The organism is Paenarthrobacter sp. NPDC057981, from assembly GCF_042886835.1.
Lineage (GTDB): Bacteria > Actinomycetota > Actinomycetes > Actinomycetales > Micrococcaceae > Arthrobacter.
In genome coordinates, this window is the sequence record NZ_JBHVQI010000008.1 from 131423 (window position 1) to 146703 (window position 15281).

13 protein-coding genes and 1 tRNA gene are annotated in these 15281 nt (G+C 62.5%); 7 read left to right on the plus strand and 7 right to left on the minus strand.

Annotated features, from left to right (window positions below; all coding sequences use genetic code 11):
- Nucleotides 1-130: 130 nt before the first annotated feature.
- Nucleotides 131-301 carry a hypothetical protein gene (locus tag ACFVSI_RS10270; RefSeq protein ID WP_387822738.1) on the minus strand — a complete coding sequence of 57 codons (171 nt, stop codon included), beginning with the start codon at nt 299-301 and terminating at the stop codon, nt 131-133.
- 81 nt (nt 302-382) lie between these two features.
- Here ACFVSI_RS10270 and ACFVSI_RS10275 point away from each other — a divergent pair, with 81 nt between their 5' ends.
- The gene (locus tag ACFVSI_RS10275; protein ID WP_387822741.1) at nt 383-1351 is read left to right on the plus strand and encodes a GlxA family transcriptional regulator; all 969 of its coding nucleotides are present in this window, start codon (nt 383-385) and stop codon (nt 1349-1351) included.
- 68 nt (nt 1352-1419) lie between these two features.
- Here ACFVSI_RS10275 and ACFVSI_RS10280 read toward each other — a convergent pair whose 3' ends face one another.
- The 6 genes from ACFVSI_RS10280 to ACFVSI_RS10305 all read right to left on the minus strand — a co-directional run bounded on the left by ACFVSI_RS10280 (nt 1420) and on the right by ACFVSI_RS10305 (nt 6010).
- Complete coding sequence (locus ACFVSI_RS10280) at nt 1420-1722, minus strand: protealysin inhibitor emfourin (protein ID WP_387822743.1); 303 nt, start codon at nt 1720-1722, stop codon at nt 1420-1422.
- A gap of 72 nt (nt 1723-1794) precedes the next feature.
- On the minus strand, nt 1795-2835 hold the full coding sequence (locus ACFVSI_RS10285; protein WP_387822778.1) for a M4 family metallopeptidase: 1041 nt from the start codon (nt 2833-2835) through the stop codon (nt 1795-1797).
- A gap of 156 nt (nt 2836-2991) precedes the next feature.
- A tRNA-Arg gene (locus ACFVSI_RS10290) sits at nt 2992-3064 on the minus strand.
- 77 nt (nt 3065-3141) lie between these two features.
- Complete coding sequence (locus tag ACFVSI_RS10295) at nt 3142-4644, minus strand: FAD-dependent oxidoreductase (RefSeq protein ID WP_387822745.1); 1503 nt, start codon at nt 4642-4644, stop codon at nt 3142-3144.
- Nucleotides 4641-5513, minus strand: coding sequence for an FAD:protein FMN transferase (locus tag ACFVSI_RS10300; protein ID WP_387822747.1), 873 nt, complete (start codon nt 5511-5513; stop codon nt 4641-4643). Before ACFVSI_RS10300 ends, ACFVSI_RS10295 begins: the two co-directional genes overlap by 4 nt.
- Before the next feature lie 5 nt (nt 5514-5518).
- Nucleotides 5519-6010, minus strand: a complete 492-nt coding sequence (locus ACFVSI_RS10305; protein ID WP_387822749.1) for a hypothetical protein — start codon at nt 6008-6010, stop codon at nt 5519-5521.
- 247 nt (nt 6011-6257) lie between these two features.
- On the opposite strand from ACFVSI_RS10305, the gene argS reads away from it, so the two are divergent.
- The 6 genes from argS (at nt 6258) to rho (ending at nt 15209) form a co-directional block, all read left to right on the plus strand.
- A complete protein-coding gene (argS, locus tag ACFVSI_RS10310; RefSeq protein WP_387822751.1) occupies nt 6258-7907 on the plus strand; it encodes an arginine--tRNA ligase in 1650 nt (549 codons plus the stop codon).
- Between the two features lie 3 nt (nt 7908-7910).
- Entirely contained in the window at nt 7911-9374 is a 1464-nt protein-coding gene (gene lysA / locus ACFVSI_RS10315; protein ID WP_387822754.1) for a diaminopimelate decarboxylase, read from the plus strand.
- Entirely contained in the window at nt 9367-10683 is a 1317-nt protein-coding gene (locus ACFVSI_RS10320; protein ID WP_387822756.1) for a homoserine dehydrogenase, read from the plus strand. Before lysA ends, ACFVSI_RS10320 begins: the two co-directional genes overlap by 8 nt.
- Nucleotides 10684-11787 (plus strand): threonine synthase, encoded by a 1104-nt coding sequence (gene thrC, locus ACFVSI_RS10325; protein WP_387822759.1) that lies wholly within the window; start codon nt 10684-10686, stop codon nt 11785-11787.
- 2 nt (nt 11788-11789) lie between these two features.
- Nucleotides 11790-12764: a homoserine kinase gene (gene thrB / locus ACFVSI_RS10330; RefSeq protein WP_387822762.1), complete on the plus strand. Its 975-nt coding sequence runs from the start codon at nt 11790-11792 to the stop codon at nt 12762-12764.
- A 303-nt stretch (nt 12765-13067) separates the two neighbouring features.
- The gene (gene rho, locus ACFVSI_RS10335; protein ID WP_387822764.1) at nt 13068-15209 is read left to right on the plus strand and encodes a transcription termination factor Rho; all 2142 of its coding nucleotides are present in this window, start codon (nt 13068-13070) and stop codon (nt 15207-15209) included.
- Nucleotides 15210-15281 lie beyond the last annotated feature (72 nt).

Here is a 15281-nt window from a genome sequence, read left to right on the forward strand (position 1 = left end):
CATCAACAGTGCCGGGGGAGGGGCAACGACACAGAAGGACGCCCACCGATGCAAGGATCCCTGCAGTGATCCCTGAAGCGGCAGGCGTCGGATGATGGGTTGTGCTGACAGTGCATCAGGCCGGTATGGCTCAGTAGATGCGGGGATTCCAGTACGGGCCGCTCGGTGCTTCAAAAGCCGACCAAGGTTCTTTTGAGGTGACGGGCGGGTTGTGGCCACGTCCGTCCTTCAAGAGTGCTGAGACAGTAGCTGCGACGGCGGTGAGGAGGATGATGAAGAGGATGATTCCGAAGATTTCCATAACTCAAGACTGCTCCCCGGCGAGATCAAGAAACAGTGGCAGAAATGCCCCATATGGACAATTTTCTGCCACACTGGAGATATGTTGAAATCAGTGGCAGTGATCGTGGTTCCGGACTTCTCCGTGTTCGAGTTCGGCACGGCTTTTGAGGTCTTCGGCATCGACAGATCCGACCGCGGTGCCGGCGTTCCGGCCTTCGACTTCCGTGTGGTCACCCCGGAGCCCGGAGACATCCGCATGAAATCAGGGCCCTCCCTCCACGTGGACCTCGGACTCGAGGCTGCGGCCGATGCCGATCTGGTGATCATGGCTCCGTTTGGCAGGGACAAGGATGTCCCTGAGTCCGTCCTGGAAGCCCTGCGCGCGGCCCATGCCAGGGGAGCGTGGGTGATGTCCATTTGTTCAGGAGCCTATGCGTTGGCCCGCGCAGGATTGCTGGATGGGCGGCGTTGCACCACGCACTGGCACTACTCCCAGGACCTCGCCGGCCGGTACCCCTCCGTCATTGTTGATGAGAACGTCCTCTACGTCCAGGACGGGACCATCATCACCAGCGCCGGCACCGCAGCAGGAATTGACGCCTGCCTGCACCTTGTCCGTGTGGAGCTCGGCGCCAACGTAGCTGCTGCGATTGCCCGCGACATGGTGGTGCCGCCGCATCGTGATGGCGGCCAGGCCCAGTTCATTGACCGGCCCATGCCGACCTGTGGATCGGCGCCCATGGAGGCTCTGCTCAGGTGGATGGTGGAACATTTGGACGAAGAACACAGCGTGAACGAATTGGCCGCCCGCCTGCACATGTCACCACGCACCTTTGCCCGGCGGTTCCGGGCCGAAACCGGCACAACTCCGGCGGCGTGGTTGAACTCCCAGCGGGTGCTGCGGGCACAGGAGCTGTTGGAAACCACCGAACTCAACATTGACGAAATCGCCCGCGAGGCCGGGTTCGGGCACTCGGTCCTGCTCAGGCACCACTTCGCGAAAGTGCTCGATACCAGTCCGCAAAGCTACCGGCGGGCGTTTCGGGGGCAACTGGCCGAGGCCATCTAGGTCCGGCTGTCGGGCCGGGCTGGTGGTCAGGTCCCGGCTTGCTCTGGGCTTGGCGCCCGGGCTCCTGGTCAGCGCCTTCGGCCGGAAGTCCCCCGGGACTCCGAGCCTTCTGCCTTGGCACACTCGATCAGTTCCTGCCATGGTCCAGTGACAGCACGGTCCGGGAGCGTGGCGCGGCGCTGGCCGGCCCTGATGGAGTACATGAAGCGGTCCGGTTCATTGACCGACCGGGCCTGGGTCTTGGCTTCATCCCAAGGGCAGGCCTCGACAATAGGGAGCCACCGCTCCTTGTCATCGGGGGACACTGCGTCCACGCTCCAAACACGCGTCATCGCGGCGATACCACCACTGCGTTGGACCGTGATTTTCATGAGCCGCTGCTTCTCGTCCTACCCCTGCTGTCTCAGCGCGCAATCATTCCGGTTTCAGGCTCTGCCGCGCGACTAAACCTTGACCTTCACAGTGTCCCACGCCTTCCGGACGGCGTCATGCTCTGGTGAACCGCTCCCGAAAAGTTCCTCGGCTGTTGCAAGCGTGGTCCTCGCGAACTTGCCAAAGGTGCACGTGGCGGGGAGTGCCCCACTGGTCAGAGTCCCGTACCAAATCTGCCCCGCAGCCTCCCAAGCATGGCCTCCAAGCTCAGCGGCCACCACATAGAAAGCTCTGTTGGGAATGCCGGAGTTGATGTGGACGCCGCCATTGTCCGCGCTGGTCCGGACATAAGTGTCCATGGAATCCGGCTGCGGGTCCTTGCCCAGGACGTCGTCGTCGTAGGCGGTGCCCGGAGCCTTCATGGACCGCAGCGCTTCGCCCTGCACCTGGTCCGTAAACAAGCCCTGTCCGATCAACCAGCTGGCCTGTTCCACGGATTGCTGTTTGGTGTACTGCTCCACCAACACGCCAAACACATCCGACATCGACTCATTCAGAGCCCCGGCCTGGTTGCGGTAGGCCAGGTTGGCCGTGTACTGGGTGACGCCGTGGGCCAGTTCGTGCCCGATGACGCTGATGGACTTGGTGAACCGTTGGAAGATTTCTCCGTCACCATCACCGAAGACCATTTGGCTGCCGTTCCAAAAGGCATTGTCGTAGAGCTTTCCGTAGTGAACAGTCGCGTCAAGCGGCAGTCCGGCGTCATCAATCGAATCGCGGCCGAAAATTTCGCCATACAAGCGGTGCGTACCGCCGAGGCCGTCGTAGGCTTCATCGGCGGCGTCATCGCCCACGGGTGACGCCCCCTCCTTGCGAACCAGCCGTCCTGGAAGGTCCTCCAACGACCCGGCGTCGAAGATGGTCCGCTTGGGCGGTCCGGGTTTGGCCTGGCGGGCACTGGGCGGCGCTGCGGGGATGGTTGCCGTGCGAATGGCCTGGAGGCCTTTGATGTGCAGGAGGGACTCTTTGGCAGCGCGCGCCACGGCACGGAGCCGGGGTTCGTCCTGGGCGGCAATCCTGCGAAGCATGTACGGCGGGACTATGGAACACATCACGGCAAACCCCTTTGCTATCGGAAAAGACCAACTGGAATCAGCCTAGAAGCAAGGGCAGACAATTTCGCTGAGTGGCCCCGGTAAGCCCGTAAGTGATAGTACGTAGCCGGCAACGAGAAAACCCCGCCAGCTGCACTGGCGGGGTTTTCGTTGTGCCCTCGATAGGATTCGAACCTACGGCCTTCTGCTCCGGAGGCAGACGCTCTATCCCCTGAGCTACGAGGGCATCCAGGGTATCCCTCCGTTGCCGGTGGGACGTCCTAGAGCTTAGCAGCCGTGACGCCGCAAAGGAAAACGGGCGTTTCAGTAGCCTGCGAAGGAGTCCACGTGAACCCGTCGGGCGCCTGCGCCACGCGCAGCGGACCGCAGGGAATCAACACTCGCGGGCGAACCCGAGACGTACACCTCCCTGTCCGCGACATCCGGAACCAGTTGCTTAAGACGCTCGGCATCGATCCTGGAGGTACCGGCGTCGAACATGAACCCGGGGGGAGTGGAACCATCCGCAAGCCGGGCAATCACCGTTGCGCCAGAGGCCTGAAGCCGGTCCAGCCACGCCATGTCGTCACGGCTTTTTGCCAGATACAACACCACGGTGTCGCGTGAAGTGCCGTCGGCTGCCAGCTGCGAAAGGAACGGCGTGATGCCGATCCCCGCGGCAATCAGCAAAACCGGTTTGCCGGCGTCGTGCGGCAAGAGGAAATCGCCGCCCACGGCGGTGGCGGAAACAGTGTCACCTGGCCGAAGGGCGAGCAGTGTCTTCTTCGCTGTCGACAACGGCTCCGCCGTGCCCACCCCAAACGTCACTTCCGCAGCCCCCGGAGGGCTGGTGATGCTGAAAATCCGGCGTCGGCCCTTTCCGTCGGAACCGGAATGGGGCAAGTTCAGTTCCATGAACTGGCCTGCAGCGAAACGAACCGGCCGCGCGGGCTCGAAACTGAATTCGGTGCTCAGCGGCGTCAGGGCGCGCGAACCCTTGAAAGTCAGTTCCACGCCGCCCCGCTGGCCCAGGAAGAAAGCGATGAGATTACCCAGCAGCAGCGCCAGTTCCGGGGAATTGGCCACGAAGCCAAAGTTGTACGGAACCGCGAAGACAAAACCGACGACGGCGGCAAGGGCCAGCTGCTGCCAGCGGCGGGGAGGCAGCGTAAGCGGCTCGGAGAGCATGAACCCAACAAAGAACAAGAGGGGACGTTGGGCCAACGCCTGCCACAAGGCCTGGCCCAGGGTCATGCTGCGGTTCAGCAACTCCACGGTAATAATGCTGGTTGCGACCACCAGGAAAACAGTGGCCATCAGCAACTTACGGGTGCGGTAAAGGACCAGCAGCACTCCCGGAACGAGCAACCACAGCATCGCGGGAGTGGCAGCCCACCACGTGGCGATATTCAGCCCGGTCAAACCGGTGATGAATGCCCCTGCCGCTGCCGGATTGAAAATATGTCTGCCACGGAAGGCCAGCGCGTATTTGGACGCACTCGCCAAAACGCAGGCCAACGCCACGCCGGCCATGTCCGTAAGGCCAAAAGCGGGCCAAAACAGGAAATACAGCAGCAGCGCCGTGATGAGCGAGGATTCGGTGTGCGGCTTGACCCTGAAGATGGCTGCGAGCAAACGATTCGAACCATAGGTGACGCCGAGGCATAGAACCAGATGTACCAGCATCTCGGGCAGGCCGAACGTCAACCAGCCCAGGACGTTGAGGACCATGCTGTACACCACCAGCACACCCAGGACCCACAGGATCAAGCGGTACATGGTGAAGCGGCCCAACCAGGTGTCGATGCGGGACTTCGTGGCAATCATGTGAACAGTCTCCCCTCAAAACCGGCCGAAAACGTGGCAGCCCCCGCCGAGGAAACACGGAGCCACGAGAAATCGAATTCTTCCTCAAGCGGTGCCGGTTCCATCATGAACAAGGCCGTGGCCAGACCGTCTGCCACGAGTGCGCTCGCGGCCATGGTCCAGGTCGCAACCGTTGTGTGGATGGGCTTGCCGGTGGTCCCGTCCAGGACGTGGTGCAGCCCGTCATCCCACGCGCGGCGGTTGGATGCCGACGCGCACAAGGCCGCGTTGTCCAGCTCAACGGTCCCGATGGCCTGCTTGGGATTGTAGGGATGCTCAAGGGCGACAGTGACGGGGTTGCTCCCCGAATGCAGCATGTCGCCGCTGCCGTCCACCAGGAAGTCACTGTGTCCTGCTTCATGGAGTATTCCCCCCAAAAGGTCCACCAGTTGCCCTTTGCCGGCCGCTCCGATGTCCAGCACCAGGGGTTCCTTCCCAGTCATCGCCGTGCCGGTCCACTCAAGAACGTCCTCCCAACGGGCCGGTGCTTGAGGCATACCCAAAGGACTAAGGGAGTAGGCGGCGTCGTAGCCGAGCCTTTCGAGGCTGCTGCCGATGAGGGGGGTCATTGCCCCTTGGCTCAGGCGGTACAGCGCCGAGTACAGTTCCTGAAGGGCGGCCGCGTGCCCCGGAAGCGTGATGCTGCCGGGGCTGTGGGAGAGGCCGTATACCAACGAGTCCGCCCTGAAACGCGACCACGTCCGGTCGTAGGCCTCGACGGTATCGAGCAACTCTTTCGAGAGTGCGGGAGCGAGCTGCGCAGGGGTCGAAATCTCCCACCTCGTACCGATCCCCTCGAAGTTGAAGCTGCTCCAGCCCGGATGGGGCATGATGGCTACTTCGCCTGGGATTTTATTTGTTGGAGGGCATCGTTGAATCCTCCCGACGTCAGGGAGGAACCAGCCACCTTGGAGACGTTGAGTTCGTCAACGTCCTTCCCGACAATCTGGGCGGCGATGCCACTGGCAAACTCGCCTTGGAACTTCTTGGTGTTGGGGTTGGAAGGATGCACTGTGATGTTAACCGCAGAAACTTTGTCGGCGGCAAGCGTCAGTTCAACGCCCACCGTCTCCTGTCCATTGGGAGAGGTGTACGTTCCGTCCGCACTGTACGTGCCGTCCTTGTAAGTGCTGGATCCCGCAGAGGCGATGGGGGCAGAGGACTGACTTGAGGACGACGGGCTGCCGGTGGATGCCTGGCCGCCTTCCTGGGTGGCGGGGGCCTGGGTGGCGGGGGCTTGGGTGCTGGGCGCGCATCCCGCGGCTGTGCCGGCGATGGAGAGGCCTGCGATGCCGACAAAGATGCTCTTGCGAAGTGGCGTAGTCATGGTTCTGCTCGTTTCAACTGGACAAGTTCAACTGGAAGTATGTGGTCTGGGGCTCGTTCGTCAGGGGCACGGATGACCCCTGGATCAGGGATCCGGCCAGTGCCCATGTTCTTCACAACGTTGAAATCAGCCTAATGGTTCAGTCTGTGGTGGTGGACAGCCGTTGCTGTGCACCAGCTGTGGTCAAATTATCCACATACGGGTCCTCGAATTCCGCGTCTTTGCGGGCCACCGGTAGGCTAGATCCGTGACTCCCGAAGAACTCTCTGCTGCCATATCCGCCTGCCTGAAGGACGCTGTCTCCACTGGCGAAATTGCCTTGACGGAATCTGCTGTGCCCGACGCCGTGCGCGTGGAGCGACCCAAGAACCGGGACCATGGGGATTGGGCCACCAACATTGCCCTCCAGCTGTCCAAGCAGGCCGGAATGAATCCGCGTGAATTCGCCGGTATCCTGAGCAGCCATCTTCAGGGCATCCCTGGTGTAACCGGTGTCGACATCGCAGGACCGGGCTTCTTGAACATCACCGTGGATGCCGCTACAGCTGGAACGCTTGCCAAGACGATCGTCGAGGCCGGCGCCGCTTATGGCACCAACAAAGCGCTCGCGGGCCGCGTGGTTAACATGGAATTCGTCTCCGCTAACCCCACCGGGCCCCTGCACATCGGCCACACCCGCTGGGCGGCACTTGGCGACGCTATTGCCCGCGTTCTGCGTGCCTCCGGCGCGGACGTCACGGCCGAGTACTACATCAACGATGCCGGCTCGCAGATGAACGTCTTTGCAAACTCCGTGCTCTCCCGCCTTCACGGCAGGGGTGTTCCGGAAGGCGGCTACCCGGGCGAATACATCCGCGAACTTGGTGACGAAGTCCTGAAGGCGCACCCGGATATCCGGGAGCTCACCGACGAGGCTGCCCTTCCGGTCATCCGCGCTGCCGCCTACGAGGCCCAGATGGCAGACATCAAAGCTACACTTGCCGACTTCGGTGTGGAGTTTGACGTCTTCTTCTCGGAAAAGGAACTTCATGACGCCGGCGCGATTGAGTCCGCTGTTGCGCGCCTTCGCGAGCAAGGACACGTCTTCGACGACGGCGGTGCGGTTTGGCTGCGTACCACGGACTTCGGCGATGATAAAGACCGCGTCATGATCCGTGCCAACGGTGAACCCACTTACTTCGCCGCGGACGCAGCCTACTACCTCTCCAAAAAGGACCGCGGATTTACCGAGAAGATCTATCTGCTCGGCGCGGACCACCACGGATACATCAACCGACTCAAGGCCATTGCGGCGTGTGCCGGCGATGACCCGGAGGTCAATATCGAGGTCCTTATTGGTCAGCTGGTGTCCGTCAACGGTGCCAAGCTGTCCAAACGCGCTGGCAACATCATCGAGCTCAAGGACCTCATTTCCTGGCTCGGCAAGGACGCGGTCCGCTACTCTCTGGCCCGTTTCCCCGCCGACTCACCGCTGACGCTGGATCCTGAACTACTCAAGAAGAACAGCAACGAGAACCCGGTGTTCTACGTGCAGTATGCGCACGCCAGGTCCCGCGGCACGGCCCGCAACGCAGCCGAGGCAGGAGTGGACCGCTCTGTCTTCGACGCAGCACTCCTGGACCACGCCACCGAAAATGAGCTGCTCTCCTATTTGGGCAGTTACCCGTCAATCGTGGCCAAGGCTGCCGAACTGCGTGAGCCGCACCGCGTGGCACGCCACCTCGAGGTCATCGCCGGCGCCTACCACCGCTGGTATGACGCCTGCCGCGTTTCGCCCCAGGGCGAGGAACCTGTACAGGATGTAAACCGGACGCGTTTGTGGCTGAACGATGCCACCAGCCAGGTACTTGCCAACGGACTCGAACTGCTCGGCGTCTCGGCGCCGGAACGGATGTAGGAAATGACCACAGAAGCCAGTCCTCTTGCACCGGAATGGTTGGCCCTTCCGGAAGACCTCAACGCCCTGCAGTCACCTATGTGGGCTGCCGGGGTGGAAAAGAACGACGCCGGTGTTCTCACCATTGATGGCATTGCCGTCAGCGAGCTCAAGGAACAGTTCGGCACTCCGCTCTTCGTCATGAGCGAGTCCGATTTCCGTTCCCGTGCCCGGGACTTCAAGGACTCCTTCGATGCCGCCTTCGCAGACATTTGCGGGGGAGTGGACGTGTACTACGCCGGCAAATCGTTCCTGTGCACAGCCGTCGCGAACTGGGTGGCAGAAGAAGGCCTGCGCCTCGACACCTGTTCCGGAGGTGAGCTTGCTGTCGCAGCACGCGCCGGCATTGCAGGGGCCAACCTTGGACTGCACGGAAACAACAAGTCGGACGCCGAGATCAATCGTGCGCTGGACATGCAGGTTGGCAGGATCGTGGTGGACAGCCTCGACGAACTTGAGCGGGTCGCCAAGATTGCCTCGGGCAGGGGTGAAACTGCCAAGGTCATGCTCCGCCTGACTCCTGGTGTCCATGCCCATACGCATGAGTTCATCGCGACGGCCCACGAGGACCAGAAATTTGGCCTCTCAATGGCTGAAGACTCCACCGAGGAAGCTGGCTTGTCCGCTGCCGAGGAGGCAGTGGCAGCGGCGACTTCATATGCCAGCATTGAACTCCTGGGCCTGCACTGCCACATCGGCTCGCAAATTTTCGAGCCGGATGGCTTCGCCGTGGCGGGGGAGAAGCTTCTGCGGTTCCTCGCCGCCATGCAGAGCAAGTACTCCATTGTCCTTCCAGAGCTGGATCTCGGTGGCGGCTACGGTATCGCCTACACCCCGGTGGACACCCCGCGTCCGCCAGCCGAAGTCGCGCAGGCCATGGCCTCCGTCGTGCGTTCCACCTGCAACGAACTGGGCATTACCGCGCCGCGCATCTCCATCGAGCCCGGTCGTGCGATCGTTGGCAGCACAACGTTCACCCTCTACGAAGTCGGCACGCTCAAGACAGTTCGCGTTGATGCTCCGGGGGACGCCGCAGGACAGGAGAACGTTACGTATCCGCGACGCTATGTGTCGGTAGACGGAGGCATGAGCGATAACGCCCGTCCGGTGCTGTACGACGCGGATTATTCGGCAATTTTGGCTTCGCGCGCTTCGGAAGCCGCTCCGCAGCTGTCCCGAGTAGTGGGCAAACATTGCGAGAGCGGCGACATAGTTGTTAGAGATGTATATCTGCCCGCGGACGTGGCAGCCGGTGATTTGCTCGCAGTACCGGGTACCGGCGCCTACTGCTGGGCCCTCTCCAGCAACTACAACTACCTGGCCCGGCCTGGCGTTGTCGCTGTACGCGACGGAGCCGCCAGGCTCATTGTCCGCGGGGAAACCGAAGAAGATCTCTTGAACCGCGACATGGGAGTGGCGAATGTCTGAAGTGCGAACCTTGAAAGTGGCCCTGCTGGGCTGTGGCAACGTTGGGGCCCAGGTTGCGCGGATTCTGATTGACGACGCCGAGGCCCTGGCTGCCCGCAGCGGTGCCCGTCTTGAACTGTCCGGTATCGCCGTCCGCAATGTTGATTCCCCCCGTGACGTCGAGCTGCCGCGCGAGCTGTTCACCACGGATGCCGACACACTGGTCAAGGATGCAGACCTGGTGATCGAACTCATGGGCGGCATCGAACCTGCCCGTTCGTTGATCCTCACCGCAATCCAGAATGGCGCCTGCGTCGTCACCGGCAACAAAGCCCTGCTGGCACAGGACGGACCCACCCTGTACGAAGAGGCCGACAAGGCCGGAGTGCAGTTGTCCTACGAGGCCGCCGTCGCCGGAGCCATCCCCATCCTGCGTCCCATCCGCGACAGCCTCTCCGGGGACCGGATCACCCGGGTGCTGGGCATCGTCAACGGCACCACCAACTTCATTCTCGACCAGATGGACAGCACGGGCGCGCAGTTCGCTGACGCCCTGGCAGAAGCCCAGCGCCTCGGCTACGCCGAAGCGGACCCGACAGCGGACGTCGAAGGGCACGACGCCGCAGCCAAGGCTGCCATTCTCGCGTCATTGTCATTCCACACCCGTTTCTCCCTGGACGACGTCTACTGCGAGGGCATCACCAAAGTCAGTGCCTCGGACATCGCATCGGCCAAGGAAGCCGGATTCGTCATCAAGCTGCTGGCGATTGCGGAAAAGATCGACTCCGAGGATCACGGCAGCGGCATCTCGGTGCGCGTGCACCCCACTTTGCTCCCGCGTGAACACCCCCTCGCGGCGGTTCGCGGCGCCTTCAATGCGGTGTTCATCGAGGCAGAAAATGCCGGCGAGCTGATGTTCTACGGCCAGGGAGCCGGGGGAACGCCCACGGCATCGGCAGTGCTCGGTGACCTCGTATCCGCCGCCCGCCGTTTGGTTCTGGGTGGACCGGGCCGAACCGAGACCACTACTGGCCATGTACCTGCACTGGCCATCGATGCCTCCAACACCAGCTACTACATCGGTCTGGACGTCGCCGACCAGGCAGGGGTCCTTGCCCGTATTGCGCACATCTTTGCGGAGAACGGCGTGTCCATCGAAATCATGCGTCAAACGATCCACCGCGACTCTGAGTCAAAGGTTGAGTCCGCCGAGCTGAAGATCGTGACGCACCGTGCATCCGAAGCTGCACTCGCAGCAACCGTCGAGGCCGTCAAGGGCCTTGACGTCATCAATTCCGTCACATCCGTACTGCGGGTAGAAGGGGTCTAAGTGGCTCACCAATGGCGCGGAGTAATCCGCGAGTATGCTGATCGTTTGCCTGTCACGGAAGCCACCAAGGTCATCACCCTCGGCGAGGGCGGCACCCCGCTGGTTCACGCCCACAAGCTCTCCGAGCTGACCGGATCAGAGGTTTACCTTAAGGTCGAAGGCATGAACCCCACGGGATCCTTCAAGGACCGCGGTATGACCATGGCCATGACGGCAGCTGTCGAGGCCGGCGCCAAGGCCGTGGTTTGTGCCTCGACGGGAAACACCTCGGCATCCGCCGCAGCCTACGCCACCGCCGCAGGTCTGAAATGTGCAGTGCTGGTACCTGAAGGCAAGATTTCCATGGGCAAGTTGAGCCAGGCGATCGCCCACGGCGCTACCTTGCTCCAGGTCGACGGTAACTTCGACAACTGCCTGGACATCGCGCGCAAACTTGGCGAGTCCTACCCGGTGTTCCTTGTGAACTCGGTCAACCCCGCACGCATCCAGGGCCAGAAGACAGGGGCCTTCGAAGTGGTGGATTCATTGGGTGATGCCCCGGATATCCATGTCCTGCCCGTTGGCAATGCAGGCAACATCAGCGCTTACTGGAAGGGCTATAAGGAGTACGCGGCCCCTTTTGAGACCGCTAACGGCACACTTCCGGCCGTTTCCACCAAGACTCCCACAATGTGGGGCTTCCAGGCTGCCGGCGCGGCACCGTTCGTTGCCGGGCACCCCATTACTGAGCCGGACACGATCGCAACGGCGATCCGCATCGGCAACCCCGCATCGTGGGACACGGCTGTGGCGGCGCGGGACGAATCGGGCGGACTGATTGAAGCGGTCACAGACGAGGAAATCCTGGACGCGCACCGCTGGCTGTCTTCCAAGGAAGGCGTCTTCGTCGAGCCCGGCTCCGCTGCAGGCGTCGCGGGACTGATCAAGAAGCACGCTGCCGGCCAGGTTCCCTCGGGCAAAACCATCGTCATCACCGTCACCGGACACGGACTCAAGGATCCCCAGTGGGCCCTCCGGACCGAAGACGGCAGCGATGTGCAGCCCGTCAAGGTGCCGAACGACGTCGTCACCGTTGCGGCGGAACTGGGACTGGAAGAAAACTAAAAGTGGAATCAACACAGCCCACCGCGACAGATCGTGCTTTCGTCGCGGCAGGCCAACGGCTGACCGTCAAAGTCCCAGGTACAAGTGCCAACCTCGGGCCGGGCTACGACAGCCTGGGCCTGGCACTGTCGATTTACGACACCTTGACGGTGGAAACCCTCAGCACCGGGGAGCTCGCGTTCGAGCTCTCCGGTGAGGGCGCCGACACCCTTCCACGCGATGCCAGCCACCTGGTGGTGCGGGCCATCGATCTCGCTTTGGACCGTTTGGGCTTCCAGCACAACGGACTGCGGATCATTGCGGACAATGTCAATCCCCATGGACGGGGATTGGGTTCCTCGGCGTCTGCGGTGGTTGCCGCAGTTACTGCTGCCAACGCCATGGTGCCGGAAGAAGCGCAACAGAACCGGCAGTGGATTCTTCAGCTGACCAGCGAAATGGAAGGCCACCCGGACAACGTCGCACCCGCGATTTTCGGCGGACTGGCGCTGTCCTGGCAGGACAGCGAGCAGTACAGCACCACCCGGGCCGAGGTGGCTACGTCGGTCATTCCTATTGTGGCCGTACCGGATTACGAGCTCTCCACCGAGACCGCCCGCGGTTTGCTTCCCGCATCAGTTGGCCACCACGCTGCGGCGATGAATTCCGGGCGTGCTGCCTTGTTGATCCACGCGCTGACCGCAGAACCGGCGCTGCTGTTGCCCGGCACCGAAGATTACCTGCACCAGAGCTACCGGGCCCAGGCGATGAGGCCCAGTGCCGACCTCATCGCGGCACTTCGGTCAGCAGGGCATGCCGCCGTCGTTTCGGGCGCGGGACCCACGGTGATGGTCCTGGCCAACGGTGAGGAGGACGCCACCGCGGTGGTTGATTTCATCAAGTCGTTTACCTCCGCCAACACACCCGACGTTGGTTGGCGCGTGATGACGCTGGCTGTTGACGTTCAAGGTGCTAGAGTGGAAGTGCACCGCCGGTAAAACCGCGGGCAGTTCCCTGATTTTGGACTTCGGTGTTTCGCCGTACCTTTCGTCAACTGTGCCAACGTTGGTGGTGTCGTCTCTTTCCGGCCTGCATCAGGTCCGCAGAATTCTCTCTGTTTCCTGAATTTCAGGCTGGCTGTCCGGGTAACCGGTTCCAGTGATGACGATCAGTATCCGGCCCTGTTGGCCATAATCCATCAGGCACGGCCAAAATCACCGGCTGCAGATCTGAACTGCAGCCCAGAACAATCATCGCGTCCAGCTCTCGCTCTGGACGCCGTCGAGGGGGAAGGATCCTTCGTGACAGAAACCACTGAGCTGGCTTCAGCTGTGGACACATCATCTTCTGCTGCTGAGTCGTCAACGGCAGCAACCAAGAGCAGCGGCCTCGCAGGCCTCAAGCTCGCCCAGCTCCAGGCTCTCGCGAGCCAGCTGGGTATTTCGGGGGGATCCCGCATGCGCAAGGGAGATTTGGTCTCGGCCATTTCTGCCCACCGCGCGGGCACCTCCACGACCAAGGCTCCTGCAAAGGCCACTGCGGCCAAGGCTCCTGCCGCGGCCAAGGAAGCCCCGGTTGCGGAGGCCAAGGCCCCTGAGAACAGCACGCCCGTTGAGGCTGCTGCGGAGGCCCAGGAAGCGCCCCGTGGCCGTGGCCGTGGCCGCAGCCGTCGTGCAACAAGCGATGGCGTCGTCGCAGCTGCTGAGGCCGCCGCGTCCACAGCTGCCGCAGCCACTGCCGCACCGGCCGCAGAGCCCGCTGAAGCAACCGCCGTCGAGACTCCGGCAGCAGCCGAAGCCGCCGACGCCGGCACTGAGCGTCGCCAGCCACGCACCCGCAACCGCCGTCGCGGCGAAGCTGCCGCGGCTCCTGCTGAAGCAGCAGAAGCACCGGCAGCCGAGCAGCGCACTGAGCAGCGTGCCGACCGTACTGAACAGCGTGAGCAGCGTGCCGACCGTACCGAACAGCGTGAGCAGCGCACCGAACGTACGGAACAGCGTGAGCAGCGCGAGCAGTCCGACTCGGGCGATCAGCAGCGCGAACGCCGCGACAACAACCGCGGGCGCCGTGAAGAGAACAACGACGGCGACGACACCGGCAACCGCCGCAACCGCCGTAACCGTCGCGACCGCAACGACCAGAACGACCGCAACGACCGCCGGGGCGGCCAGGACAGCCGTGACGGAAACTCCCGCAGCGACCGTTTCCGCGACCGCAACGAGCGTCGTCGTGGACGTGCGCAGGGACCGGACGTTGACGACGTCGAGGTCACTGAGGACGATGTCCTGCTCCCCGTGGCTGGCATCCTCGATGTCCTGGAGAACTACGCGTTCATCCGTACCTCGGGTTACCTCCCCGGTGCCAATGACGTCTACGTCTCCCTGGCCCAGGTCAAGAAGTACAACCTCCGCAAGGGCGACGCCGTCGTAGGTGCCATCCGTGCACCGCGCGAAGGCGAAGACCGTGGACAGCAGTCTGCCCGCCAGAAGTTCAACGCGCTTGTCCGTGTCACCTCGGTCAACGGCAAGACTCCCGAGGAACTCAAGGACCGCGTCGAGTTCGCAAAGCTCGTTCCGCTGTACCCGTCTGAGCGCCTGCGCCTGGAAACGGACCCCAAGAAGATCGGCCCCCGTGTCATCGACCTCGTGGCTCCGATCGGTAAGGGCCAGCGTGGCTTGATCGTTTCCCCGCCGAAGGCCGGCAAGACGCTCATCCTGCAGTCCATCGCGAACGCCATCACCACCAACAACCCTGAGGTCCACCTCATGATGGTGTTGGTTGACGAACGCCCCGAAGAAGTCACGGACATGCAGCGCACGGTCAAGGGCGAGGTCATTGCCTCCACCTTCGACCGTCCCGCCGACGACCACACTACGGTTGCCGAGCTCTCCATCGAACGCGCCAAGCGTCTCGTGGAAATGGGTATGGACGTTGTGGTCCTCCTTGACTCCATGACCCGTCTGGGCCGTGCCTACAACCTGGCAGCACCGGCCTCGGGCCGCATCCTGTCCGGTGGTGTGGACTCCGCAGCCCTGTACCCGCCCAAGCGCTTCTTCGGTGCAGCCCGCAACATCGAAAACGGTGGCTCGCTCACGATTCTGGCCACGGCTCTGGTTGAGACCGGCTCCAAGATGGACGAAGTCATCTTCGAAGAGTTCAAGGGCACCGGCAACATGGAGCTTCGCCTGTCCCGCCAGCTGGCAGACAAGCGCATCTTCCCGGCCGTGGACGTCAACGCTTCGGGTACCCGTCGCGAAGAAAACCTGCTCTCGCCTGAAGAAGTCAAGATCATGTGGAAGCTGCGCCGTGTCCTCTCCGGCCTGGAGCAGCAGCAGAGCCTTGAGCTGCTGACCAACAAGATCCGGGAGACCCAGAGCAACGTCGAGTTCCTCATGCAGGTACAGAAGACGACGCTTGGAGCGAAGTCGGACAACGACAAGTAGCTGGGCTCTAACCGCTCAAAATATGCCGGCCCCGCCCCTGCGCCGGGCAGCTTCCGATCTGCGATCGGAAGC